The following is a 24703-nucleotide window of genomic DNA, read 5'->3' on the forward strand; positions in this document are numbered from 1 at the left end:
CAATGCAGGTATCACGCCGTAGGCGTGTCGAGAAGGACCGCCTCGGCCTTCTCGGTGGACACATCGGCCGCCGCACGCCTTTGGTGACGGCCGGCATCACCGCCATGGGACTGCTCGCCGCCGGTACCGCTTTCGCCCAGACGCGTCAGTTCGGCACCGACCAGGTCGGCCAGACCACCCCCAAGGGTCAGGTCGTCTCCAGCAACCAGTACATCGACCCGTACGGCGACCGTTCGGTCATCGACAACGGCAAGATCATGTCGTCCGTGGTCAGCCCGGACGGCACCCATCTGGCGGCCTCGGTCACCGACGGGGACTCGGCGCTGGTCATCGTGGACCTGAAGACCCGGCAGGTGGTGCAGCGCATCGGCAACTCCTCGGCCGTGGACCTGAAGATCAGCGGCAAGGACGTCGGCCAGGAGGGCCCGGCGTACTCGCCCGACGGCAAGCAGCTGTGGCTGGGCCGGACCGACGGCTACACCAGGTTCACCGTGAACGCCGACGGCACCCTCGCCAACCCGGTGAACGTCCCGATCCCGGCGGACGGTCCGCGACACGCGCTGGCGAGCGGAACCGTCTTCTCGGCCGACGGCTCCACCGTGTACGCGGCGGTCAACGGCCAGAACCGGGTGGTCGCCATCGACACGGCGACCGGCGCCGTCAAGCAGAGCTGGGCCACCGGCAACGCCCCGCGCGCCATGGTCCAGGTCGGTTCCCGGCTGTACGTCAGCAACGAGGGCGGGCGGGCGGCCAGGCCGGGCGACACCACCATCAACTCGTACAACACGCAGGTGCCGGCGGACCCGAAGACCGGTGCCACCACCACCGGCACGGTCAGCGTCATCGACCTGGCGAACCCGGCGGCCGACGTCCTGAGCATCACCGTCGGTCTGCACCCGACGGCACTGTACGCCAAGAACGGCGTGGTGTTCGTCACCAACACCGCCACCAACGACGTGTCGGTCATCAACACCGCGAACAACAAGGTCGTACAGACCATCTCCACCCAGCCGTGGCCTCAGGCGACGGTCGGCTACGAGCCCGACGCGGTGACGCTCACCGACGACGGCCATCTGCTGGTGACGCTCGGCCGCGCCAACGCGGTCGCCGTCTACAGGTACACGAGCCCGCAGGAGCCGGTCAGTTACGTCGGTCTGCTCCCGACGGACTACTTCCCGGCGGAGATCACCACCGTCGGCAAGCAGATCGTCGTCTCCAACACCCGCGGTGTCGACGCCCGCCGCCCCACCGCAAACGCCGGGCACGGCACCCATGACACGACGTCGAGCCTGCAGTACTTCACGCTGCCGAGCGACAAGGTCATCAGGTCCCAGACGGCCAAGGTGTTCCGGCAGAACGGCTGGACCCGCGACTCGGTCAAGCCGGCCCGGGGCAAGAAGGCGAAGGCCGTGCCGGTCCCGAACCGGATCGGCGACCCCTCGACGATCAAGCACGTGTTCCTGATCGTCAAGGAGAACCGGACCTACGACCAGGTCTTCGGTGACATGCCGCAGGGCAACGGCGACCCGGCGCTGACCCAGTTCGGCGAGAACGTGACGCCGAACCAGCACGCCCTGGCGAAGCAGTTCGGGCTGTACGACAACACGTACGACATCGGCACGAACTCCGCCGAGGGCCACAACTGGCTGATGCAGGCGGACAATCCGGAGTACACCGAGTCCTCGGCCGGTGAGTACCTGCGCAGCTACGACACCGAGGACGACGCCCTCGGCCACCAGCGGACCGGCTTCATCTGGTCCGGTGCGCAGGACGCCGGCAAGTCCGTGCGGAACTTCGGCGAGTTCCACCAGTTCCTGACCAAGCCGTCGGGCGCGAGCTGGCAGAACCTGTACTGCGACGCCAAGAACATGGCGGCGACCGGGAACGACACCGCCTACAAGCTGACGTCGTCCTCGCCGATCCCGTCGCTCAACAGCGTCTCGGTGCCCGGGTTCCCGAAGTTCGACACCAGCGTCCCTGACATCTACCGGACCGAGATCTGGAAGAAGGACTTCGCGCAGCACGGTCCGGCGAACCTGAACATGTTCTGGCTCTCCAGCGACCACACCGGTGGCCCGGTGAACTCGGCCTCCCAGGTCGCGGACAACGACCTGGCGACCGGCCGGATAGTCGACGCGATCTCGCACAGCAAGTACTGGAAGGACTCGGCGATCTTCGTCGTCGAGGACGACTCCCAGGCCGGTCAGGACCACGTCGACGGCCACCGTGCGCCGGTGCAGATCATCAGCCCGTGGGCCCAGCACGGCAAGGTCGACAGCCACTACTACTCCCAGATCAACATGGTGCGGACCATCGAGCAGATCCTCGGGATCAAGCCGATGAACCAGAAGGACAGCGCGGCCACCCCGATGAGCGCGGCGTTCACCACGAAGCCGGACTACACGCCGTTCACCGCCCTGCCCAACCGGACCTCGCTGACCAACGGCCTGGCCACGCCGCCCTCCTGCGGCGCGGACGTCCCGGCGCCGCAGAACCCGGCCGCGGCGGCCGTGCCGTCGGGGAAGGTCCCCGCGGACAAGAAGTCCCTCGCGGCGACGTGGGAGGACTGGAAGTCGCACCAGCGGCTCACCGGGTCCCACGCCGTTCCCGACTTCGCGAACCCCGCGCAGATGAACCACTTCACGTGGTACCAGACGTACGGGTACACGAAGCCGTACCCCGGCGAGCACAAGATCTACGCGCCGAACGACGTGCCCGGTGCCTTCGTCCCGTCGTCGGAGTCCGACGGCTGACCCGGGCTCATCGCCTCCTGAGGGCCCCTGGCCGGCGTCATCGCCGGCCGGGGGCCTTCCCGCCGTGCGGGCGGTGTGTCCGCTCGCGCCCCGCCCGGAACCTTCGTAAGGTCCGAGTGACCCCGGAGGTCCGAGTCACACCACGGGCAGGAACCGCATGGACCACTCGACGCACATGTGCCCGCTGCCGTCCGTGGCGGCGATGGGGTTCGCCGGGTTTCTGCTCGCCGCCGTGGTTCCGGGCCTCGTCCTGCTGCTGCGGCGGGCGCCGCTGTGGGAGCGGGTGAGCCTGCCGGCGGGTGCCGCCTTCCCGCTGCTGGTGCTGACGCACGCGTGGGCGCTGCTCGCCGGCCCGGTGGCCGGACTGCGGCCACCGGGCGGCGCGTTCGTGACGGAGCCGGTGCTCATGGCGGCGGCCGTGGTGTTCTGGGTCCCGGTCGTCGGCCGCACCCGGCACCGGCTGGGCGACCCGGGCCGGTGCCTGTACCTCTTCCTCGCCGCACCGCTGCTCGACCTGCCCGCCCTCGGCGTCATCGCCGCCGGACACTCACCGGAGGGGCTGGCCATGATCGTGAGTATGCTCCCCCTCGCACTCACCGCGGCCACCACCACCTGGACCTGGGCAAACAAGGAACTGCACCCACCAACCAGCCCCACCACCGCCCCCTGACCAAGACCCCACGCCCACCGCAACCCACCCAGGGGCGCGAGGAACCGCGCACCGAGCAACACCCCACAGCACATGCCTGCCCCGGGCTTCTCCATTCCTGACCGTTCCCGCCACCCCCGGGCAAGGACAGGGAGGTCAGCCCGTCTGCGGGAGTTCCTCGTGGGCGGGGGGGGCACATGGCCGATGGTCACGGCCCAGGTGACGGCCGACGGCGCGGTCACCGACACCGTGCCGGGCTTGTAGGCGTTCTCCAGGGCGAACTGGTGGTAGGCGACGGCCGGTTCCGTGGTGCCGCACTCCTGAGGGAACGACACGTGCACCACCGGTACGGAGACGGAGACACTGCCGCGGCCCCGGCAGCTCACCGCGACGACGAGAGCGCGGCCCCTGGGGCCACCGGAGTAGGTGAAGCGCGCGTTCCCCTGGGTCGAGCGGCGCTCGGCGGCGGGGGTCTCGCCGAGGCCCGCGACCAGTTCCGGCGGTTCCACGGCGCCGGCCGGCCGCGCGGCGGCCGTGCTCGGTGTGGTGGTGGGGTCGGACGCCGTGGGCGGGGCGGGGGCGCTCTGCGCGGGCGTGCAGGCTACCGCCGCCAAGAGCACCAGGGCCCAGGCGGCGTCACGGGGACGGAAGGTCACGATGGCCACGGAGCCCATCCAACACGGTACGGACGCCAAGGGCGGCCCGAACCCGCCCACCGCGACCGACTGCCCGGCTGCCGCCGGTCGGTGTAAGCGCCGCTGCCGTGCCGTGGGGTGGGTCAGGGCAGGGTGCGGGCGAGGAAGGCGCGGATGTGGTCGGCGATGGGGTCCAGGTGGGTCTCCAGGGCGAAGTGGCCGGTGTCGATCAGGTGGATCTCGGCGTCGGGCAGGTCCCGGCGGAACGCCTCCGCGCCCGCGGGGCCGAAGATCTCGTCGTTCGCACCCCACACCGCCAGCAGCGGCACCCGAGAGTCGCGGAAGTACCGGTGGACCTGCGGATACAGGTCCACGTTGGTGGAGTAGTCGCGGAAGAGCCTGAGCTGGATCTCGTCGTTTCCGGGCCGGTCGAGCAGCGCCAGGTCATGGACCCAGTTGTCGGGGCTGACCAGGCTGGGGTCGGCGACGCCGTTGACGTACTGCCAGCGGATGCTCTCGGGTGTCAGGGCGCCGCGCACGGCCGCCTCGGTTTCCGGTCCCGGCGCCTCGGCGTAGGCGAAGAGGCCGTCCCAGAAGGGCTTGACGAAGCCCTCTTCGTAGGCGTTGCCGTTCTGCGTGATGATCGCGGTGATGCGGTCCGGATCCCGGAGCGCGAGCCGCCAGCCGATGGGGGCGCCGTAGTCCTGCACGTACATCGCGAACCGGTCGATGCCCAGGTGCCGAAGCAGCCCGGAGGTGACGTCGGTGAGGGCGTCGAAGGTGTACGGGAAGTCACGCGGGGCCGGCATCGCGGACTGGCCGAACCCGATGTGGTCCGGGGCGATCACGTGGTAGCGGTCGGCCAGGGCCGGGATCAGGCGGCGGAACATGTGCGAGCTGGTCGGGAAGCCGTGGAGGAGGACGACCGCGGGTGTCTTCGGGTCGCCGGCCTCCCGGTAGAAGACCTCAAGGCCGTCGACCGTGGCGGTGCGGTGGTGCACGGCGGGAGCCATATCCCTGCCCCTTCTGCTGGCTTTGTCGGTCACATGGCCAGTCGAACACACCGGGTCTAACCTGTCAAACGAAGTTCAATGGTTAGGTTGATCGGGTGAGGGGCTCATGTACCCTGGCGAACGATCAGGTCGGGCAGGAGGCGCGAGGTGACCGATCGGGAGCGGCAGGACACGCTGCTGGAGCTCCTCAACACCACGCCGGTTCAGGGCGGGGCCGTCCAGGACCGGCTCGCGGACCCGGAGGCGGCCAGGCTCTGGCAGCGGGCACACGGCGGCCGCGGCACCGCCGAGGAGCGACGGCACCTCGTGCGGGCCCGCGACGCCCTCCAGGCCGTGGTCCGCGGCGGCGATCCGGCCTCGACACTGACGCCGCTCCTCAAGGACGTCATCGCACACCCGCGTCTCTCCTCCGGCTCAGTCTCCTGGGAAATCGATGTCCCCGCGGACCGCCGGATGGCGGTGGACGCGGTCATGACCTGGAGCGCGTTGCAGGAGACGATGCCGGGACGCCTGCGGCCGTGTGCCAACGCGGACTGCCGGCGGTTCCTCGTCGACCGCAGCAAGACCAACAGGGCCCGCTGGTGTTCCATGGCCGTCTGCGGCAACCGGATGAAGGCCAGGCGTCACTACCAGCGCACGCGCGACACCGCGCCCGCGGACTGATCGTGCCCTTGACACACGCACGGGCCGACGACTTACGTTGAGGACGCACGTTCCGGACGGGTGGAGGACTCGATGCGCGTACCTGGCGTGGCACCGCGAGGCGCCGGCACGGACACGCGTCTGATCACCCGGCGGCATGTCGACTACTGCCGCACCTCCTCCGCGGTCTGTCCTTCCGTACACATCTGACCCCTGCCGGCCCGCACCGCCGGCCGTCTCGTCGTGGCCCACCGCGGGCCGCCGACAGTGCCGGCGGCCCGCGGTGGGCCCCGCGCCCGTCTGCTCCCGTGTTCCCGGAAGGATCACCCATGCCCGGTCCCGCCCTGCGCCTCGCCGTCGAACTCGACGGCGACGGCGCCCATCCCGCGGCCTGGCGCCGCGCCGCCCACCCCCCGGACCAGCTCCTCACCCCGCGCCGGGTGGCCCACCTCGCCGCCGTCGCCGAGAACGCCGGTTTCACCCTGATCACCCTGGACGACGGTGTGCTGCCGCCCGGTGCCCCGCCCGATCCGGTGGGCCGTATCGGCGCGGTGGAGCGTGCGGCCTTTGTCGCCGCGTCCACGAGCACCGTCGGCATCGCGCCCGTCGTACCGGTCACCTACGCCGAACCCTTCCATGTCTCCGGCCAGTTGGCGTCCCTGGACCACATCTCCGCCGGCCGGGCCGGGTGGGTGGTGACGCAGGAGGACCGGCCCGAGGCGACCCGCGCCTGGGGGCGTCCCCTCATCGGCGACGCCGCCGCGCGGGCCCGGGAGTCCCGTGACGGTGTGGACGTGGCCCGCGCGTTGTGGGACTCATGGGAGGACGACGCGGTCATCCGCTCCGTGGCCACCAGCCGCTACCTCGACCGGGACCGGCTCCACTACATCGACTTCACCGGACAGACGTACGCGGTCAAGGGCCCGGCGATCGTGCCGCGTCCGCCGCAGGGGCAGCTCGTCGTCCTGGGCAGCCCGGACGCGGTGCCCGCGGACCGGCTCGACGTCGCCCTGGTCGCGGGCCGCGACCGTGCGGCGGTGGCCGCCGCCGCGGCGGACGCCGGCACCCCGCTCGTCTTCGCCGAGGTCGAGGTCGCCCTGGACACGCCGGACGCCACCGGCGCCGAGCGGGTCGCCGACCTGGAGCGCCACACGCCCTGGACGGACAGCGGCCGACTGCGCCACACCGGACCGGCCTCACAACTGGTCGCCGTCCTGGACGAGTTGAGCGCAGTCGTCGACGGCGTACGACTGCATCCGCTGGTGCTGGACGAGGACCTGCCCGTCCTCGCCCGCCTCGTGCTCCCCGCACTCGCCGAACGACGCCGCATAACCCGCCCGCTGCCCGGCACGTCCCTGCGTACGTCCCTGGGGCTGCGGCGCCCCGCCAACCGCTTCGCCGTCGCGGCCGCCCAGGAGGATGCCCGATGACCCGCACCGACCCCCTCGACGTGCCCCGGCCGCACGCGCGGCTCCACCTCGGCGTGTTCTTCCAGGGCGTCAACCACTGGACCATCTGGTCCGCCCCCGAAAGCGGCTCGCAGATCGACCCCGCCTCCTTCCAGCGGGTCGCCCGGAGAGCCGAACAGGGCCTGTTCGACGCGTTCTTCCTCGGTGAGGGGCTGCGGCTGCGCGAGGTCGACGGCCGGATCCACGATCTCGACGTGGCGGGGCGGCCGGACGCCATCACCCAGCTCGCCGCGCTGGCCGCGGTCACCAGCCGGATCGGCCTGGTGTCCACCTCCAACTCGACCTTCAACGAACCCGCCGACCTCGCCCGGCGCCTGTCCGGCCTCGATCTGCTCTCCGAGGGCCGCGCCGGCTGGAACGTGGTGACCACGGACAACGCCTGGACCGGCGCGAACTTCCGCCGGGGCGGCTATCTCGACCACGCCGACCGCTATCGGCGCGCCGAGGAGTTCCTGACCGTGGCCCGCGCCCTCTGGGACGGCTGGGACGACCGTGCCGTCGCCGGCTCCACGGGCGCCCCCGCCTGGTCGGCGCCCTCGGCCGTACGCCGAGTACGCCACCGCGGACCGCAGTTCGACATCGACCTCGCCCCGACCCTGCCGCGCAGCGCCCAGGGGCATCCGGTCGTCTTCCAGGCCGGGGACTCCGGCGAGGGACGCGACTTCGCCGCCCGCAACGCCGACGTCATCTTCTCCGCGCACGGCTCGGACTTCGACGACGCGCTCGGCTTCGCCGAGGACATCCGGCGCCGGCTGCGGGCCGTGGGCCGGCCCGACGACGACCTGCGCATCCTGCCCGGCACGGAGATCATCCTCGGCGCCACCGAAGAGGAGGCGCTGGAGAAGAAGCGCTGGATCCGGCTGCAACAGGTCACCCCCGCTACCGCGTTGGGGATCGCGGGACTGCTGTGGGGCATCGACCTGTCCGACCGTGACGCCGACGGCCCACTGCCGAAGGAGGACCCGGTCGTCACCGAGAACGACGGCTCCTTCGGGGCGCGGCGCATCGCCGACCCGCGCGCCGTGGTGGCCGAGTGGCGCGCGAAGGCGCAGGCGCACGGCTGGTCGCTGCGCGAGACGGTCATCGCGCTCGGACCCCAGCGCGGCCACGTGGGCACCCCGGCCGCTCTCGCCGACAGGTTCGCGCACTTCGTGCGGCACGGCGCGATCGACGGTTTCAACATCACGCCGTACCTGATCCCGGACGGCCTCGACGACATCGTCGACCAACTCGTCCCCGCGTTGCAGGAGCGCGGTGTGTACCGCACCGAGTACACCGGTACGACGCTGCGCTCCCATCTCGGGCTGCGCGAACCGCTCACCCACCGGCCGGCGGCCCGCGGGCGGGAGGCGGGCTGACCGCTTCGGCGCCGCCCCGGCCGGCCACGGGCTCAAGGTGCTCGCCGCACTTCCCGCGGGGGACAATGAGGTCCCCCGCACCCTGTGAGGTGGTGGCGATGCCCGCATGGCATCTGCGCGACTATCACGACGACGATCTCGACCAGGCCGTCCAGATCTGGGACCAGAGCCGCCGCGCCGACGAGGACCGGGTGTTCCCGATCTCCGAGGTGATGGCGGCGGCCAAGACCAGTCAGACGGCGGTGGTCGCGGCGGTCGGCGACGAGATGGTGGGCATGGCCGTGGCCGAGGCGTGCGGGAAGCGGGCATGGATCCTGCTGGTGGCGCTCGCCGCCCAGTGGCGCAAGCGGGGCATCGGCAGTGCGCTCCTCGCCGAGTTGGAGCGGCGGCTCAGGGCCCTGGGCATCCGCCATGTCAGCGCCCTGCTGCCCGCCGGGTCGCCCGGGACGAAAGCGCTGGAGAACTCCGGCTACCGGTCCCGCGACGACCTCGTCTACTACGAGAAGGTCGAACCGCCCGGGGCCGCGAACGTCGACGTGCTCGCGGCCCTGGGCGGCCGCATGCTGCCCCGCGGACTCTGGGACGCCATGGCCGGCATGGAACGCGAGAAACTGGTCGTCGAACGCCGTGTCGTGCTCCCGCTGACGGAGCCGGCGCTGGCCGACCGCTACGGCGTCGTCCCGCCCAAGGCGGTCATCCTGTTCGGGCCGCCCGGCACCGGGAAGACCAGCTTCGCCAAGGCGGTGGCCTCGCGGCTCGGCTGGCCGTTCGTGGAGCTCTTCCCGTCCCGGCTCGCGGCCGACACGAGTGAGGGACTGGCCGCTGCGCTGCGCGAGGTCTTCGCGGAGCTGGCGGAACTTGACTCGGTGCTGCTCTTCATCGACGAGGTCGAGGAGATCGCCGGCGCCCGGTCCGGCAAGGCGGTGGATCCCGGGCACGGGGTGACCAACGAACTGCTGAAGCTGATCCCCGTCTTCCGCGAGCACGACGAGCGGCTGCTGGTCTGTGCCACCAACTCCGTTCGCTCGCTCGACGCCGCCTTCCTGCGCCCTGGCCGGTTCGACTACGTCATCCCCATCGGGCCGCCCGACACCACCGCCCGCACGGCGATCTGGACCCGCTATCTGGGCACCGCGGGCGACACCGTGGACGTGACACAACTGGTCGGGGCCAGCGAGCTGTTCACCCCGGCCGACATCGAGTTCGCCGCGCGCAAGGGCGCACAGGCCGCGTTCGAACGCGAGGTCGCCGACCCCCAGGGCCGGCCGGCCGGCACCGAGGACTACATGACGGCCATCGGCGACACCCGGCCGACGCTCACCGCGAAGGCGGTCGAGGAGTTCACCGAGGACATCCAGCGCTACAGCCGCCTGTGAGACCGGCCGCCCGCGCCGCGGGGCCGGCGGCAAAGGACGTCCGGTTGCCCCGGGTGGCCCTGCCGCCGGGCCGGTCCGCGGAGAAGAACACCCCTGAGGTTCCCGCGTCGGTGAGCGACGGCGCGTCGTGCCGGCCCCGTCGGGATACCGCGGCCGATCGGTGGCCCACACAGGACGCCACCATGTCCAGCACCTGCCGGATCGCGGTGGACTGCCCTCCAAGCGGCCGGCCGATGTGCACAGCGGGCAGGCCGCCATGCGAGGTGACGGGACGGCCGGCCCCGCCGGGCCGGTCCGCGGCGCTGCCCCGGGTGGCCCTGCCGCCGGGCCGGTTCGCGGAGAAGAACACCCCTGAGGTTCCCGCGTCGGTGAGCGACGGCGCGTCGTGCCGGCCCCGTCGGGATACCGCGGGCGGCCGGTGGCCCGCACAGGACGCCACCATGTCCAGCACCTGCCGGGTCCCCGGCCGTCTCGTCTCCTTCCGGGACTGCGGGCGCCCGTCGAGGGTGCTCCGCTTGAGCCGCTGGAAGCCCTCGTCCGGTCCCTCTCGGGACCGCCGTCCGGCAGTCGGGCCGACCTGTACGGCGCGCCGGGCATCGCGGGCCGGGCGCCATGCGGGGTGGACGAACGGCCGCCCTCGCCGGGCCGGTCCGGGCGCTGCTCGGGGATCTCGTCCGGGGCTCGTGCGCCGTGACCGGACCGCGCATCGCCCGGCGCGTCCCGGAGCCGTACCGGCGGGCCGGAGGTCTGGGACGGCGGCGGCCATGCCCGAGGAGCCGGCGCGCGCCGTGTCCCTGGTGGGCACCAAGACCGAGGTCCGCGGGTTGTGGCCTTCCGCGACGCCGGTGTCACCACGCTCAGCGTGGTCCCGGTGGCGTCGGGCCACGCGGGCCCGGCCGACGGCGGTCGAGCGGCTGCGCGCTCTGGCGGGCCCCGAGTCGCCCGGTGACCCGCGTGTCGCGGGCGGCGTTCAGCCGGAGCGCCCTGTTTCATCTACGGCGTTCCCCGGACCGACGGAGGATGGATGCGTGGAGGACGGATGACGGAGACTGCCAGGACCGGCCTGCCCGTCGCCGCGGAGCGGACATGACCGGCGACGCCCCGCCGCCGCACCCCGCGCTGGCCGGCGGGCCGGTCTACCTGGACTACAACGCCACCACGCCCGTCGACCCGCGGGTCGCCGAGGCGATGGCGCCGTACCTGAGCCGCTTCTTCGGCAACCCCTCCAGCGGTCATCGCTACGGTGCCGAGCCCCGGCGGGCGCTGGCCGAGGCGCGCGACCGGGTGGCCGCCCTGATCGGGGCCCGGCCCCCCGAGATCGTCTTCACCTGCTCGGGCTCCGAAGCGAACCTGCTCGCGCTGCGCGGCGCGGTGCTCGCCGCCGGCCGCGCCCGGCCCCATGTGATCACTCAGGCGACCGAGCATCCGGCCGTGCTGGAGACGGTCCGGGCCCTGGAGCGGCTGCACGGCGCACGGGTGACGGTGCTGCCGGTCGACGGTGCCGGGCTGGTCGACCCGGGCGCGCTGGCCGCCGCCCTCACCGGGGAGACGGTGCTGGTGTCGGTGATGGCCGCCAACAACGAGACCGGTGCCCTCCAGCCCGTCGCCGAACTGGCCGCGATCGCCCGCGCGCACGGCGCGCTGTTCCACTGTGACGCCGCCCAGGCCGCCGGGAAGCTCCCCCTGGACGTGCGGCTGCTGGGTGTCGATCTGCTGACCGTGGTCGGGCACAAGATGTACGCGCCCAAGGCCACGGCCGCCCTGTACGTACGCGACGGGGTGCGCCTGGAGCCGGTGGTCTACGGCGGCGGCCAGGAACACGGGCTGCGCGCCGGCACCGAGAACGTGGCCCTGGCGGTCGCGCTCGGCGCCGCGGCGCGGCTCGCCGCCGAAGAGCTGGCCGCCGGCCGGGCCGCGCGGATCGCGGCGCTGCGCGACGACCTCCAGTGGCGGCTGGCCGCGGGGCTGCCCGGCCGTGTCCGTCTGAACGGCCCGGCCGTGGACCGGCTGCCGAACACGCTCAACGTCAGCGTCGATGGCGCCCTCGGGTTCGAACTCCTCGCCGCCTGCCCCGAGATCGCGGCGTCCACGGGTTCGGCCTGCCACAGTGGCCGGCACGAGCCGTCGCCCGTCCTCGCGGGCCATGGGTCTGCCCGCCGAGCGGGCGCTGGGGGCGCTGCGGCTCTCGCTGGGCCGCTGGAGCGATGGCCGGGACGTCGAGAGCGCGGCGGCCGCCCTGATCCGGGCGGCCACCACGCGATGACCGCGCCGACCAGCGCCGACCAGCGCTGACCGGTGTGCTCGGTACCCACTTTTTTGTGGGTACTTGGCAGCGGCCGACGGCGACGCGAACCTGGTTGCGGGTGGTCGAGGGACCACCGGAGCCGGACCGGGGACGGAGGTATGACGTTGCGTCAGGAGAGCGCCTGAGGCCGCGACAGCATCTCCAGACGGCGATGGCCCCAGTCGGCGAGGGGGCCGAGGGCTTCGGAGAGTTCACGGCCGAACCCGGTCAGCGAGTACACGGTCTTCAACGGCAGTACGTCGTGCACTTCCCGGTGCACCAGTCCGTCCGTCTCCATCTCGCGCAGCGCCTCGGTCAGCACCTTCTCGCTGATCCCCGGCAGCCGTCGGCGCAGTTCACCGGGACGGGCGGGGCCTGACTCCAGCAGCCAGAGCAGGGCGGTCTTCCACTTGCCGTCGATGACGGCGATCGCCGCGGTCACCCCGCAGACGTTTGTGTCCTGAGCACGGCTACGCGTCATGTCCCCTCCGGCCCTCGCCTTTGTTCACGTACGGGTTTTTGTTCACCTATGGGAGTTGAAACATGTCCAAGCACCCGGAGCAGTCTGCCGTCACCGTACTCGGCCTGGGACCGATGGGCCGGGCCCTGGCCGGGGCGTTCCTGGACGCGGGAGTGCGCACGACGGTCTGGAACAGGACGCCCGGCCGCGACCGGGACCTGGTCGCGCGCGGTGCGGTCGGCGCGCGCACGGCCGAGGAGGCGGTTGCGGCCTGCGGGCTGATCGTCGTCTGTGTGGTGAACTACGACGCGGCGGACACCATCCTGCGGCGTGACCCGGTGACCGACGCGCTCAAGGGCCGGACCCTGGTGAACCTGACCGCGGACACCCCGAACCGGGCCCGGGACACGGCCGACTGGGCGGCCGGGCACGGCATCCGGTACCTGGACGGTGCGATCATGACCCCGACCACCACCATCGGAACGCCCGCCGCGGTGTTCATCCACGCGGGCCCGGCGGACCTGTACGAGGAGCACCGGCCCGTGCTGGCCGCGCTGGGCGGCACCCACACCCATCTCGGCGAGGAGATCGGCCGGGCCGCGGCGTACGACATCGCGCTCCTCGACATCTTCTGGACCGCCGTCGCGGGCTACACCCACGCCCTCGCGCTGGCGCGGGCCGAGGGCGTCACCGCGGGCGAACTCGCGCCCTTCGCCCAGGGCATCGGCGCGATCCTCCCGCCGCTGTTCGAACAGGCCGCGCGGGACGTGGACAGCGGCACCTTCTCCGGTGAGGGCAACCCGATCACCTCGGCGGTGTCCTCCATGGCCCACATCATCGAGGCGTCCGAGGCGCACGGCATCGACGCGGGGGTGATGCGCGCGGCCGAGGGCGTCGCCCGCCGCGCCATCGGGCGAGGCCACGGCGCGGACGGGTTCGCCTGCCTCGCGGAGGTCCTGGCCCGGCCCTGACGGCGTCGCCTCCGGCCGGCCGTTCCGGGTGCGGCGCGCGCCGACGGCCGGGGGCGGGCCGGCGCGGCGGAGGCGGCCTTCAGGACGGGCCCGGGAAGCGGCCCGCCGCCTTCGCCGGCCCGCTTCCCGGTCCGTCCGCACCGGGAGGCGAGGCACGGCGCCCGCGAGCGACGACCGCGCTGACGGCCGCGGCGATGTCCGCGCGGGCGGTCGGGGTGGGGTCGAAAAAGTTGTGGATCGAGAAGCCCTCGACGAGCGCGTCGAGGGTACGCGCCGTCGTGGGATCGAAGTGCCGGGCGAGCGCGGTCCTGCTGGCGTGCATCCACGACCGCATGACCGGGCGCAGCGCCGGATTGCGTGCGGCGAACGCGTAGAGCTCGTAGCAGAGCAGGAGTTCGCGCGGGCTGCCCAGGGTGTCGCCGCAGATGATCTCGACGACGGCGGCGCCGGCCTCCTCCGGTGTCCGCGCGGCGTCCAGCAGGGCGCGGTAGCGCTCGGACATGGACTCGGCGAGCCGGGTGAACGCGTCGGTGAGCAGGTGCTGCATGTCGTCGAAGTAGTAGGTGAGCGAGCCGAGCGGAACGCCGGCGGCCTGGGCGATCTTGCGGTAGGTGACGTTGATGGCGCCGTGTTCGGCGATCACGTTGAGCGCCGCGTCGATGATGCGGTCGCGCCGTGCGGGGTCGTTCGGCCCGCGTGATGTCCCTGCCATACCGATGTCTCCCGTTGCCTCTACCCGGCACCCGGCCCAGTATGTACATTTGTACACGTCGTCTGGCGCGCCCGTCACGCACCCCGGAACCGCGCCTCCTGCCCGAACACCGCGGAGACTGTGCCCGATGGACCTCGCCACCCGCCGACGACGTCGGTCACTGTTCGTGTTCTTCTTCATCCCCGGCATCGCCATGTCGTCCTGGGTGACCCGGACGCCCGACGTCCGGGACCGGCTCGGCGCCTCCACGGCCCAGATGGGGCTCGTGCTGTTCGGCCTCTCGGTCGGCTCCATGCTCGGCATCCTCTGCTCCGGGCGGCTGGTCGCCCGTTACGGCTCCAGGCCGGTCATCGGCCTGGGCACCTGCCTGGTGATCGCCAGCACAGCGGTCATCGCGGCGGGCAGTTTCCTGTCCTCGGCCGGCGTCGTCGCCGCGGGGCTCTTCACGTTCGGCGCGGGCATGGGATCGGGCGAGGTCGCGGTCAACATCGACGGCGCGGACGTCGAACGGATCACCGGGAGCACCGTCCTGCCGACGCTGCACGGCTTCTTCAGCCTCGGCACCGTCATCGGCGCGGTCGCCGGCATGGCGGCCACGGCGGGCCGGTTCCCCACCCACTGGCATCTGGCGGCGGTCACGGTGGTGTCCGCCGTGGCGTTCGGGTACGCGTTCCGTGCCGTGCCCGCGGGCACCGGACGCAGCGCGGCGCCGTCGGCGCGTTCGGCTGGCCGCTCCTCCAGCGGGCTGTGGCGGGAGTCCAAGCTGCTGCTGATCGGCGTCATCGTCCTTTCCATGGCCCTCGCCGAGGGCGCGGCCAACGACTGGCTGCCGCTGCTGATGGTCGACGGACACGGGCTCGCCCCGGCGCTGGGCTCGCTCGTCTACGCCGGATTCGCCGCGGCGATGACCCTCGGGCGTTTCGGCGGGGCCGTCTTCGTCGACCGCTTCGGGCGGGGCGCCGTGGTCCGGGCCAGCGCCCTGTCCGCGTCCCTGGGCCTCATCCTGGTGATCTTCTCCGACAGCGCGGTGCTCGCCGGAACGGCCGTCCTGCTGTGGGGACTCGGCGCCTCGCTGGGGTTCCCGCTGACGCTGTCCGCGGCGGGCGACTCCGGCCCGGACCAGACGGCGCGGGTGAGCCTCGTGGCGACCGTCGGATATGTCGCGTTCCTCGTCGGGCCGCCCGGGCTCGGGTTCCTCGGTGACCACCTGGGCCTGCGCACCGCCATGATCGCCGTGCTGGCCTGCACCATCGTGGCCGTCGTCATCGCGCCCGCCGTCAACACCCCTCGCGCCGCCGGGCCCGCCGGCTCGCCCCTGCCCGCGCCGGTCGACACCGGCTCCCCCGCCGAATCCGAACACACGGGCCCGCAGGGCCGGCCGGGCGGCTGAGCGGCATCTCGCCCGCACCGGTTCCGGCGGAGAGGTCCCCGGCTGCGGGGAAGAAGCGTTGTCCTTCGGAACCGCACGGCCCGGCGGCGGGTGAGGCCGCCTTCCGGGCGCAGGGGGTCCACCGGGGTGTGGTCCACGTCCTGGAGGTGGACGCCACCCGCGCCGAGTCGACGGAGTGTGCGCGGACCATGGCCGTCCACGTCGTGTGATCGAGGCCCGAGCGGCGCGCCGGTCGTGGGGGCCGGGGCACTCCTTCCAGGTAGTAGTACGCGGGGAGGCGGCGGCACGGCGTGCGGGCGGGTGGCGCGGGCGCGCTGCCGATGCCGGTGCCCCCGCTGTGACCTGGCCGTGCGCGCGGCGCGGGAGGTCGGGCGGGGTGTGCGCCGTCCTGCGGGTGAGGGGCGGCCGGGCCGTGCCGTCACCCGCCGCGGCCCGGTTCCCCCGGTTGCGGGGACGGCGGCCGGCGCCCGGGCCGAAACCACCGCGCCGCCCAGGCCGGGCGGCGTCATCAGGGATGCCCGGTGCGCCGCCGGGCCCGGCCGCGGAGGTGGGGTTGCGCCGATCGGCCGTACCGGACGGACGCGCCGGCGGCCGATGACGGCGGTTAGCCCATCGAGCCCAACGCGTCGGTGCCGAACAGCGGTCGCCCCGTCTGCCGTGCTTCCATCGCGCCAGGAGGCATGTGTCATGGCTGACGAGCGACAGCAGGATTCCCGGTCCCGACCACCCGCGTCCCGCCCGGGCCCGCCGGCCCGGCGCGCCGGCCGCGGCCACCGAGGTGTCCGTCCAGCCGGCCGGCCGCACAAGCGTCACGCCGAGCGGCGGTGACCGCCGGCGAGGTCCGGGCCGGCTCCGTGCCCCGCGGCGCGGCGGGGTTCCGCGCCGAAGGGGGGCCGCCCGGCCCGGGGCCGCATCAACGCTCCGTACGCACCTGGGCCTTCGGCGACGCCGTCGGGCCCGCCCAGGGCCTTTACCAGCCGTGGACACCCCCACGTCGTACCACTGCCCCAAGGAGAGCCATCCGATGACCGGGAACGATGAGACCATCACCTGCCCGTTCGACTTCAGTGACGCCCTGGACTTCGATCCCGTGCTCGCCGACCTGATGAGCCGCGACAAGCCCGTGAAGATCCGGCTGCCCCACGGCGACGCCGACGCCTGGCTGATCACCGGCTTCGACTCCGTCAAGCAGGTGACCACGGACCACCGGTTCAGCCGGGCGGGCATCATCGGCCGCGACTACCCCCGGATGACGCCGGAGCCCATCGTCTCGCCCGAGTCGATCAATGTGATGGACCCGCCGCAGAGCAGCCGGGTACGGCACCTGGCCTCGCAGGCATTCACTCAGCAGCACGTCGAGGCGATGCGGCCCAGGATCGTCCGGCTCGCGGACCTCCTGCTGGACGACATGGAGCGGCAGGGGCCGCCGGCCGACCTGGTCCAGCACCTGTCCGACCCGCTGCCCCAGCAGACCGTCCTCGACCTGCTCGGCATCGAACGCGACGACTGGCCCCGCATCCAGAAGTCCCTGCACCAACTGCTCGTCGTGGGCGAGGGCAACAAGGAGGCCGCCGCCAACGCCAAGGCCGAGTTGACGGACTGCTTCGCCCGACTCGTCGAGCAGCGCCGGAAGTCGCCGGGCACCGACATCATCAGCGCGATGGCCGCCGCTCGGGAGGGCCAGGAACAGCTCGACGACAGGGAACTGGCGGTCATGACCCTGGTGCTGGCGCTCAGCGGCCAGGACACGGCGACCTGCCAGATCAGCGACATCATGTTCCTGCTGCTCACCCGCCCCGAGCTGATGGAACACGTCAGGGCCCACCCCGGGAAGCTCACCGATGTGCTGCACGAGTTGCTTCGCTACATCCCGTTCCGCAAGGGCGTCGGCATTCCCCGGGTGGCCCTTGAGGACGTGGAGCTGGACGGTGTGCTGATCCGCGCGGGCGACTTCGTCCATGTGTCGTACCTGACGGCCAACCGCGAGCCCGAGCGCTACCCGGATCCGCATGTCATCGATGTGGACCGGCCCAACGCGCCCCATATGGCGTTCGGTTGGGGCGGTCACCGGTGCATCGCGATGCCGCTCGCCATGGCGGAGCTGGAAGTGGCCGTCGGGCGGCTCCTGGAGCGCTTCCCCGCACTGCGGCTCGCGGTGGCGCCGCACGAGGTGAAGTGGGACACGGCGACGATCCGCCGCTTCCCCCTGGAACTGCCGGTGACCTGGTAGGAGCCCCCTCGGGCGCCGCGGGCGGGAGACTCCCCCGCCCCGCCCGCGCCACCGGCACCGGCGCCCGCCGAGGGCCCCGCCCGGAGGGGCGGCCGGGCGGGGCCGGGGCGGCGGGTGGCCGGTTACGGGGTCGACTGAACTCCTCAGGGAGGGGACTTGGGTGGGGAAGGCGCGTCCGCGGCCGGCCCGCCGCGGGTGGGCGTCCTCGGCCGCTGCCCTCGCCGGGCGGTCCGCGCCCGGGCCGCGGGGCGGCTCGGCTCCGGGCGCTCGCGGTGGGCCGGTGGGACGTCGCCGCGGTCACGGGACGGAGGGGCCGGTGATGAGGTGTCCCTCGGTGTCGTACGGCCAGACGTTGGGGACGCAGCCGTGCATGCCCTTGATCTGCTGCATCATCGCGGGGGCCGGTTTGCCCTTGCCCGGGCAGGTGACATGGCCGTGGCCGAGGAAGTGGCCCACCTCATGGTTGATGATCAGGGCCCGGTAGGCGGTGACGTCGTGCGCGTAGACGGGGGTCGCCTGTTCCCAGCGTTTGAGGTTGACCATGACGTTGCGGTCGACGCTGCAGTTGACCTCGCTGCCGGTGTCCAGGCCGTACTGTCCGCAGATGTCGTCGACGGTTCCCGGTGTGGCGATCTTGACCACGAAGTCGGTGGGGCCGTCGGCGACCCGTCGGAACGCCGAGTGCCCGTCGGCCGTCCAGCCGCGCGGATCGCCAAGGATGCGCTCCACCTCCGCGGCGGCGCCGGCGGCGGACACGTCGATGCCGTTCTCCACCTCGACCCGGTAGCGCAGCACCTTTCCCGTGCCGGCCTCGGCGCTCTCGCCGGGCGCGGTGACGAACGTGCCCGGCCCCTTGAGGGGGATGTCCGTGCCGGAGCGGTGGGTGGGCGCGGGGTCCTCGGCGCGGGCGCTCGACGTGGCCGTGGCGCTCGGTGCCGGTGCGGACGGCTCAGGGGAGCGGGGCGCCGGTGGAGTGCGCCCGGCGGACGCGTCCGCCGCCGGGTGGTGCGCGTCGGACGGCGGCCACGCCACCACGGCACAGCCGGCGGCCGCGAGGGCGGCCAACGCGGCGAGCCCGCCGGCCAGATGCCGTTTCGGGTGCCTCTTCGCGCGCCTGCTCCCGCGCCGCTTGTCCCTCCGGGCGGCGGTGGGCGCCGGGCCGCTCGGGCGACGACGGGAGCCGGGCGAGTTTCCTTGGTACGCAGTCACGTTGGTTCACGGTGTGACCGCAATGTGATCGGTCTTGGCCCGATGCGTAACGGATCGATAACGCTCACCCGTGGGGGCGTTTATATGATCAACCGGTAACAGTTTTCCGGCCGGGCGCACGGCATACCGATACTGGGCCCATGCCACGTGTACTGCTGATCGAAGACGACCGCGCCGTCCGCGAGGGCGTCACCCTGGCCCTGCGCCGGCAGAGCCATGACGTCGTCGCCGCCGGCACCGGGGAGGAGGGGATGGACCGGCTGCGGTCCTTCCGGCCGGACATCGTCGTCCTCGATCTGATGCTGCCCGGCATGCCGGGTCTTGAGGTGTGCCGGGGCATACGGGCCGTCGACCAGACGCTGCCGATCATCATGGCGACCGCGCGGGGCGACGAGGTGGACATCGTGGTCGGCCTGGAGGCGGGCGCCGACGACTACGTGGTCAAGCCCGTGCAGGCGCGGGTGCTCGACGCGCGCATCCGCGCCGTACTGCGCCGGGCCGGCGGGCCCTCCGCCGACCCCGCCCTGCCGAAGATCGACACCTATGGGGACCTGGCCGTCGACCGGGCCGGGCTCACCGTCACCCTGAGTGGCGTGCCGATACCGCTCGCCCCCTCCGAGCGGCGGCTGCTGCTCACCCTGTCCGCCTCACCCGGCCAGGTGTTCAGCCGGCAGCAGTTGCTGGAGGCGGTCTGGGAGCACGACTACCACGGCGACGCCCGCCTGGTGGACGCCTGTGTCAAACGACTGCGCACCAAGCTGGACGAGCCGCCGCGCGCACCCCGCTACATCCACACCGTGCGCGGTTTCGGCTACCGCTTCGCCGCCCGGTGAGGGCGCCCCGGCTGCGCGGTCTGCGGCCACGCCTGGTGGTCGGCTTCGGGCTCGTCGCCACCGTCGCCGCCACCACGACGGGCGCCCTGACCTTCCGGGAGGCGCGCACCGGAGTGCTCCAGCAGAGCCAGGACGCCGTGATCAGACAGCTGCGGACCCAGGTGAGCCAGCGCGCCCCCGAACTCGGCTTCCCGCCCGACCAGTCGGCCTTGCAGCGGTTCGCGTCGGACGTGGCGGCCACCGAGGGGCAGGGCCACTGGCGGGTGCTGGTCACCTTCCGGGAACTGAGCGCGGCCTCCGTACCCGGCGACCGCTTCGGGGAGCTGACGCCGGCCGTGCGCGAGGCCGTCGGGTCCAGCCGGGCCACCGTCTTCCAGCGGGTGCGCAGGGACGGGCGCACCTCACTGGTCGTCGGCATGTCCGTCACCTTCGGCGCCCCGGACGGGAGGGAGACGCCGTCCGGGGTGCGGGTGTTCCTCGTCGTCGCGCAGACCACCGAGCAGGCGTACGTCGACGCCCTGGTGACCGCCGTCGAGCGCGCCCTGGTGCCGGCGCTCGTCCTCGCCGTGGCGCTCGCCCTGCTGGCCGCCCGTGGTGTGCTGCTGCCGGTGCGGGCGCTGCGGCAGGCCACCCGCAGCATCGCCCAGGGCCGCCTCGACACCCGGCTCGCGGTCAACGGCTCGGACGAACTCGCCGATCTGTCGCACACGTTCAACGAGACGGCCGCCGCGCTTGAGGCGTCGGTGGCGGAGCTGCGGGAGATGGAGGCCAGGGCCCGCCGGTTCGCCGCGGATGTCTCGCACGAACTGCGCACTCCGCTGGCCGCCATGTCGGCGGTCACCGACGTGCTGGACGAGGACGCCGCCCGCCTCGATCAGGACACGGCCACCGCGGTGCGGCTGATCAGCGAGGAGACCGTGAAACTGTCCCGCCTGGTCGACGACTTGATGGAGATGTCCCGGTTCGACGCGGGCGCGGCGGTGCTGCACCTGGACGAGATCGATCTCGCCGAGTCCGTGCGGCGTACGCTCGCCGCCCGCGGCTGGTCCGAGTCGGTGCGGACGGACCTGCCGCCGCCCGACGCGCTGCGCGGACGCGTCGACCCGCGCCGACTCGACGTGGTCGTCGCCAATCTGGTCGGCAACGCCCTGCGGCACGGCGCCCGTCCGGTCAGGGTGCGCCTCCACGCACGCGAGACCGCCGGGGCCGAACGCCTCGCGGTGATCGAGGTGCGGGACAGCGGACCCGGCATCCCCGACGACGTACTGCCGCATGTCTTCGAGCGGTTCTACAAGTCGGACAGCGCGAGGACCCGCTCCGAGGGCAGCGGGCTCGGGCTGTCGATCACCGCCGAGAACGTGCGGATGCACGCCGGCACCGTCCGCGCGGCGAACCATCCGGCGGGCGGCGCCCTGTTCACCGTGGAAATCCCGCTGCGGCGGGACAACGTGCCCGAGGAGAACCGGACATGAAAGCCACCCGCCGGCTCATGCCGCTGCTCGCGCCGGCCCTCCTCGCCCTCTCCGCCTGCGGGATTCCCGCGACCGGGGTGGTGCAGGCCGGCGGTCCGGCGAGCGGGATCACACCGGTGACACCGGTGTACTTCGTCCGCGACGGTGCGCTCGTCGCGGTGCCGCGCACGACCGGCAGCCCCGGGGACGTCCAGGCGGCCCTGGAACTGCTCTTCGCCGGGCCGACGCCCGCCGAAGCGCTCGGGAGCCTGACCACCCAGGTGCCCGGGACACCGACCGCCATGCCCCCGGCACCGGGCGGGCTCTTCGAGGTGCCCGCGGCGAGCCCGGCGGACAGCCCGACCGTGTCGGCGGACATCCCGACCGTGTCGGTAAAGGGCGACACGCTCACGGTCCGACTCTCCGGCGGCATCGACCGGCTGTCCCGGCTCGCGACGCGGCAGCTGGTCTGTACGGTGGCCGCGGCGCACCGCATCGACAAGCCGTCCGCCGGTACGGTGACGGTGACCGTGTCCGTCGGCGGACGGCGGGCGAGGGCCACGGACGGGAACTGCCCCGGCGGGTGAGCGCGGCTCCGCGCGGGGCGGCGCCCGCTCGGTCAGGTCGCCTCCTCCCGGTCGGACGCGGGCGGCGCGTCGGTCAGGCCGTCTCCTCAGGGTCGGACGCGGGCGGCGCGGGACGGGAGAGCGTTCCGCAGGACGCTTCGGGGGCAGGGGCCGGATCGGCGAGGGTCAGGTGCTCGACGAGCCCGTCCAGGCGGCCGGTGCCGCGGTGCAGTGCCCGCTGGCGGTCCGCGGCGCCACCCTCCTCGGTGAGCCGGTCCAGCCAGGCGTTCACCAACGCCCCCTCGCCGCGGTCCGGCAGATGGGGCCCGAGCAGGCGTCGCGCCGTCTCGATCTGCCGCACGACCGGGGTGGCCACGGGCGCCGAGCCCCCGATCAGGTCCAGCAGTTCTCCGGTGGCCCCTTCGCGCGCCGCCTGCCAGCAGGCGGCGACGAGCACGTCCTGCTCCACCCGCGGCGGGAGGACGCCCGCCCGGACCGCGGCGCGGGCGCGGACGACCGCGGCCCGCACCAGCAGCGCGTAGGCCACCGTCTCGGCGACGGTCGGCAGTACGTCGGCGACGCGGACCTCGACGGTCGGCACGTGCCGCGACGGGCGGGCGTACCAGTAGACCATCGCCGGGTCCAGGGCCGCGCCGCTGGCCACGAGCATCCGGACGACCTCCTCGTAGTGCTCGGCGGAGCGCAGCACGGGGGGCGGTCCTGCCGTGGGCCAGCGGCGCCAGAGCATGGTGCGCCAACTCGCGTATCCGGTGTCGTTGCCGTTCCAGTAGGGCGAGTTGGCGGTCAGCGCGAGCAGCAGCGGCAGCCAGGGGCGCAGATGGTTGACGACCGCCACGGCGGTGCCCACGTCCGGCACACCTACATGCACATGACAGGAACAGACCCCCTGGTCGCGCACGAGCGGCCCGAACCGCTCCCGGATGCGCAGATACCGCGCGTGCTCGCGCAGCGGCGGTACCTCCGGGGGATCGTCCTCGGTCCCCGGTCCGGTCCGCCCGAGCGGCGAGGTTCCCGAGGCGAGCAGCAGACACTCCGCTTCCCCCGCGGCCCGCGCGGCGGCCCCGCGCAGCCGCACGAGTTCTGCGCGCAGCTGGGTACCGGTGCCGCACACGCCGCTGACCGTCTCCACCATCGCCTCGGAGATCTCCGGCACCAGCTGCTCGGGCCGCAACCGCCGTCGGCCGGCCTCCAGCACCTGACTGCTCCGCCCCACGGGCCGGTACGCCTTGCGGTCGAGGAGCAGAAACTCCTCCTCGACGCCCAGCGTGACCGTCTCGCGTAAGTCCCCTGGTCCCGAGCTGTCCACCCGGCCTCCCCATCGTCATCGTCGGCACCCGGCGCGGTCGGCACCATGCGGTGTGCCGTGGTGACTCAGTGCTACCCGCGGCGGGGACCGCTCACGACTGTCGGGGACGGCGGGCGTCAGGCGCTGATCGCCACCCGGTCCCACAACCAGTAGAGGCTGACGAGCACGATGGGTGCGGTCAGGGCCGGCAGCGCCCAGCGGTGCACCGGTGACCGGCGCAGCAGGAGCAGCAGCGGGAACACGACGAGGATGATGGCCAACTGCACCGCCTCGATGCCGACGTTGAAGCTGAGGAGCGACAACAGCAGTTCCCAGGACCAGCTTTCGTCGATGCCCAGCGACCCCGCGAAGCCGAGGCCGTGCACGAGACCGAAGACGAAGACGGTGGGCAGTCGCCAGCGTGCGTTGTCCGCGCGGTCACGCAGCCGGAAACCGGCGATCGCGACGACGGCGATGGACGCGGCGATCACCGGCTCCACCAGCCCCGCGGGCACGTCCACGACGCCGCACGCGGCCAGCAGGAACGTGATGCTGTGCGCGGCGGTGAACGCGGTCGCCGTGAGCGCGATGTCCCGCAGACCGCGCGCCCCGATGAGCAGCGAGAGCAGGAAGAGGATGTGGTCGAGGCCGAACAGCAGGTGCTCGGTGCCCAGCAGGAAGAACTCCAGGACCTGGTGGGACTCCTGTCCCCTGGCCGCGGCGGCGGTGACGGAGGGCTCGGTGGCGGTGAGGATCTGCGAGCCGCGGTCGCCGTCGATGTCGTAGTGCACGATCGTCCGCGTGCTGTGCACGAAGCTCTCGGCGTCGGGGAACAGCGCGCTTAAGACGGTGACCGGACCGGTGGCGCCGGCCGGGCAGGTGAAGGCGAGGGTGAGCACGGCGTAGGGGCGTGCGCCGCGGACGCGGATGTCCGCGGCGCCCACGGTGCGGGGCGTGCACGCCGCGTCGTCCCGGGTGATCGCGAAGCGCCCGGTGACGTACTCGGACACCGCCGGGGCGTTCAGCCTGAGCTGGCGCAGCTGCTCGGCGCGGCCCTTCGCGTCGTACGCCTCGGCGTACAGCCAGGCCGACTTCATCAGCAGGTCGTATTCGAGGTCGAGGGTGGCCTCGGGACGGGCGGCGCTGCCGTCGACCTCGGCGTAGGCGGTGGAGGTGGCGTCGTGCGCGGCGGCGGGTGCCGCCTGGAGCAGACCGGCGCCCAGCAGCGCGGCCAGCGCGGCGAGGACGGCGAGGAGGGTGCGCAGGGCGCCGCCCGGACCGGGCCGGGGCGCGCGAGTACGGGCAGGGGGTGTCGGATGCATGGCGGGCTCGGTTCTCGTGGCTGAGGATCACGGCGGTGAACCGCCGCCGCGATCCCGGGACGGGGGGCGTGGGT

Annotated in this window: 20 protein-coding genes; 14 read left to right on the forward strand and 6 right to left on the reverse strand. The window is 73.0% G+C overall.

All coding sequences use genetic code 11. The features are described 5' to 3' along the window. The first annotated feature begins 2 nt into the window (after window positions 1-2). Window positions 3-2753: a bifunctional YncE family protein/alkaline phosphatase family protein gene (locus AC27LF_RS06155; protein ID WP_479662507.1), complete on the forward strand. Its 2751-nt coding sequence runs from the start codon at window positions 3-5 to the stop codon at window positions 2751-2753. A 157-nt stretch (window positions 2754-2910) separates the two neighbouring features. After that, window positions 2911-3423 carry a hypothetical protein gene (locus tag AC27LF_RS06160; protein WP_479662506.1) on the forward strand — a complete coding sequence of 171 codons (513 nt, stop codon included), beginning with the start codon at window positions 2911-2913 and terminating at the stop codon, window positions 3421-3423. Window positions 3424-4180: 757 nt separating this feature from the next. Here AC27LF_RS06160 and AC27LF_RS06165 read toward each other — a convergent pair. Beyond that, window positions 4181-5050: an alpha/beta fold hydrolase gene (locus AC27LF_RS06165; protein WP_479662505.1), complete on the reverse strand. Its 870-nt coding sequence runs from the start codon at window positions 5048-5050 to the stop codon at window positions 4181-4183. 147 nt (window positions 5051-5197) lie between these two features. Here AC27LF_RS06165 and AC27LF_RS06170 point away from each other — a divergent pair, with 147 nt between their 5' ends. From AC27LF_RS06170 to AC27LF_RS06190, 5 genes are all read left to right on the forward strand, one after another. Beyond that, on the forward strand, window positions 5198-5713 hold the full coding sequence (locus AC27LF_RS06170) for a CGNR zinc finger domain-containing protein (RefSeq protein WP_479662504.1): 516 nt from the start codon (window positions 5198-5200) through the stop codon (window positions 5711-5713). 308 nt (window positions 5714-6021) lie between these two features. Beyond that, entirely contained in the window at window positions 6022-7122 is a 1101-nt protein-coding gene (locus AC27LF_RS06175) for an LLM class flavin-dependent oxidoreductase (RefSeq protein WP_479662503.1), read from the forward strand. Then, complete coding sequence (locus AC27LF_RS06180; RefSeq protein ID WP_479662502.1) at window positions 7119-8519, forward strand: NtaA/DmoA family FMN-dependent monooxygenase; 1401 nt, start codon at window positions 7119-7121, stop codon at window positions 8517-8519. The genes AC27LF_RS06175 and AC27LF_RS06180 overlap by 4 nt, the downstream gene beginning before the upstream one ends. 89 nt (window positions 8520-8608) lie before the next feature. After that, window positions 8609-9895, forward strand: coding sequence for an ATP-binding protein (locus AC27LF_RS06185; RefSeq protein WP_479662501.1), 1287 nt, complete (start codon window positions 8609-8611; stop codon window positions 9893-9895). A gap of 1086 nt (window positions 9896-10981) precedes the next feature. Then, complete coding sequence (locus AC27LF_RS06190) at window positions 10982-12187, forward strand: cysteine desulfurase family protein (RefSeq protein WP_479662500.1); 1206 nt, start codon at window positions 10982-10984, stop codon at window positions 12185-12187. Window positions 12188-12309: 122 nt separating this feature from the next. Here AC27LF_RS06190 and AC27LF_RS06195 read toward each other — a convergent pair whose 3' ends face one another. Continuing rightward, window positions 12310-12660 (reverse strand): winged helix-turn-helix transcriptional regulator, encoded by a 351-nt coding sequence (locus AC27LF_RS06195; protein WP_479662499.1) that lies wholly within the window; start codon window positions 12658-12660, stop codon window positions 12310-12312. Between the two features lie 62 nt (window positions 12661-12722). Between AC27LF_RS06195 and AC27LF_RS06200 the strand changes: the two genes are divergently transcribed. Further along, on the forward strand, window positions 12723-13610 hold the full coding sequence (locus AC27LF_RS06200; protein ID WP_479662498.1) for an NAD(P)-dependent oxidoreductase: 888 nt from the start codon (window positions 12723-12725) through the stop codon (window positions 13608-13610). A 79-nt stretch (window positions 13611-13689) separates the two neighbouring features. Here AC27LF_RS06200 and AC27LF_RS06205 read toward each other — a convergent pair whose 3' ends face one another. Beyond that, a complete protein-coding gene (locus AC27LF_RS06205; RefSeq protein WP_479662497.1) occupies window positions 13690-14322 on the reverse strand; it encodes a TetR/AcrR family transcriptional regulator in 633 nt (210 codons plus the stop codon). 127 nt (window positions 14323-14449) lie between these two features. Between AC27LF_RS06205 and AC27LF_RS06210 the strand changes: the two genes are divergently transcribed. The 3 genes from AC27LF_RS06210 (at window position 14450) to AC27LF_RS06220 (ending at window position 17942) form a co-directional block, all read left to right on the forward strand. Then, entirely contained in the window at window positions 14450-15712 is a 1263-nt protein-coding gene (locus AC27LF_RS06210; RefSeq protein WP_479662496.1) for an MFS transporter, read from the forward strand. Window positions 15713-15717: 5 nt separating this feature from the next. Continuing rightward, window positions 15718-15921 carry a phosphotransferase-like protein gene (locus AC27LF_RS06215; RefSeq protein ID WP_487227787.1) on the forward strand — a complete coding sequence of 68 codons (204 nt, stop codon included), beginning with the start codon at window positions 15718-15720 and terminating at the stop codon, window positions 15919-15921. A gap of 815 nt (window positions 15922-16736) precedes the next feature. Then, a complete protein-coding gene (locus tag AC27LF_RS06220; RefSeq protein ID WP_479662495.1) occupies window positions 16737-17942 on the forward strand; it encodes a cytochrome P450 in 1206 nt (401 codons plus the stop codon). A gap of 297 nt (window positions 17943-18239) precedes the next feature. Here the strand turns inward: AC27LF_RS06220 and AC27LF_RS06225 are convergent, their stop codons facing one another. Then, window positions 18240-19007 carry a DUF3152 domain-containing protein gene (locus tag AC27LF_RS06225; RefSeq protein WP_487231266.1) on the reverse strand — a complete coding sequence of 256 codons (768 nt, stop codon included), beginning with the start codon at window positions 19005-19007 and terminating at the stop codon, window positions 18240-18242. A gap of 284 nt (window positions 19008-19291) precedes the next feature. On the opposite strand from AC27LF_RS06225, the gene AC27LF_RS06230 reads away from it, so the two are divergent. From AC27LF_RS06230 to AC27LF_RS06240, 3 genes are read left to right on the forward strand one after another with little or no spacing between them, the layout of a single operon-like run. Beyond that, complete coding sequence (locus AC27LF_RS06230; RefSeq protein ID WP_479662494.1) at window positions 19292-19984, forward strand: response regulator; 693 nt, start codon at window positions 19292-19294, stop codon at window positions 19982-19984. Further along, entirely contained in the window at window positions 19981-21456 is a 1476-nt protein-coding gene (locus tag AC27LF_RS06235) for a sensor histidine kinase (RefSeq protein ID WP_479662493.1), read from the forward strand. Before AC27LF_RS06230 ends, AC27LF_RS06235 begins: the two co-directional genes overlap by 4 nt. Then, complete coding sequence (locus tag AC27LF_RS06240) at window positions 21453-22022, forward strand: hypothetical protein (protein ID WP_479662492.1); 570 nt, start codon at window positions 21453-21455, stop codon at window positions 22020-22022. Before AC27LF_RS06235 ends, AC27LF_RS06240 begins: the two co-directional genes overlap by 4 nt. A gap of 73 nt (window positions 22023-22095) precedes the next feature. Here AC27LF_RS06240 and AC27LF_RS06245 read toward each other — a convergent pair whose 3' ends face one another. Both AC27LF_RS06245 and AC27LF_RS06250 read right to left on the reverse strand, forming a co-directional pair. Then, window positions 22096-23328, reverse strand: a complete 1233-nt coding sequence (locus AC27LF_RS06245) for a carboxylate-amine ligase (protein ID WP_479662491.1) — start codon at window positions 23326-23328, stop codon at window positions 22096-22098. Between the two features lie 116 nt (window positions 23329-23444). Further along, window positions 23445-24629 carry a HupE/UreJ family protein gene (locus tag AC27LF_RS06250; protein WP_479662490.1) on the reverse strand — a complete coding sequence of 395 codons (1185 nt, stop codon included), beginning with the start codon at window positions 24627-24629 and terminating at the stop codon, window positions 23445-23447. Window positions 24630-24703: the final 74 nt, after the last annotated feature.

The organism is Streptomyces diversicolor (genome assembly GCF_057537855.1).

Excerpts from the sequence above, each read along its gene's own strand:
- AC27LF_RS06165 (WP_479662505.1), bottom strand. The coding sequence starts at position 5,050 with ATGGCTCCCGCCGTGCACCACCGCACCGCCACGGTCGACGGCCTTGAG.
- AC27LF_RS06175 (WP_479662503.1), top strand. The coding sequence starts at position 6,022 with ATGCCCGGTCCCGCCCTGCGCCTCGCCGTCGAACTCGACGGCGACGGC.
- AC27LF_RS06220 (WP_479662495.1), top strand. The coding sequence starts at position 16,737 with ATGACCGGGAACGATGAGACCATCACCTGCCCGTTCGACTTCAGTGAC.
- AC27LF_RS06155 (WP_479662507.1), top strand. The coding sequence starts at position 3 with ATGCAGGTATCACGCCGTAGGCGTGTCGAGAAGGACCGCCTCGGCCTT.
- AC27LF_RS06195 (WP_479662499.1), bottom strand. The coding sequence starts at position 12,660 with ATGACGCGTAGCCGTGCTCAGGACACAAACGTCTGCGGGGTGACCGCG.
- AC27LF_RS06230 (WP_479662494.1), top strand. The coding sequence starts at position 19,292 with ATGCCACGTGTACTGCTGATCGAAGACGACCGCGCCGTCCGCGAGGGC.
- AC27LF_RS06160 (WP_479662506.1), top strand. The coding sequence starts at position 2,911 with ATGGACCACTCGACGCACATGTGCCCGCTGCCGTCCGTGGCGGCGATG.
- AC27LF_RS06205 (WP_479662497.1), bottom strand. The coding sequence starts at position 14,322 with ATGGCAGGGACATCACGCGGGCCGAACGACCCCGCACGGCGCGACCGC.
- AC27LF_RS06210 (WP_479662496.1), top strand. The coding sequence starts at position 14,450 with ATGGACCTCGCCACCCGCCGACGACGTCGGTCACTGTTCGTGTTCTTC.
- AC27LF_RS06190 (WP_479662500.1), top strand. The coding sequence starts at position 10,982 with ATGACCGGCGACGCCCCGCCGCCGCACCCCGCGCTGGCCGGCGGGCCG.
- AC27LF_RS06240 (WP_479662492.1), top strand. The coding sequence starts at position 21,453 with ATGAAAGCCACCCGCCGGCTCATGCCGCTGCTCGCGCCGGCCCTCCTC.
- AC27LF_RS06200 (WP_479662498.1), top strand. The coding sequence starts at position 12,723 with ATGTCCAAGCACCCGGAGCAGTCTGCCGTCACCGTACTCGGCCTGGGA.
- AC27LF_RS06250 (WP_479662490.1), bottom strand. The coding sequence starts at position 24,629 with ATGCATCCGACACCCCCTGCCCGTACTCGCGCGCCCCGGCCCGGTCCG.
- AC27LF_RS06180 (WP_479662502.1), top strand. The coding sequence starts at position 7,119 with ATGACCCGCACCGACCCCCTCGACGTGCCCCGGCCGCACGCGCGGCTC.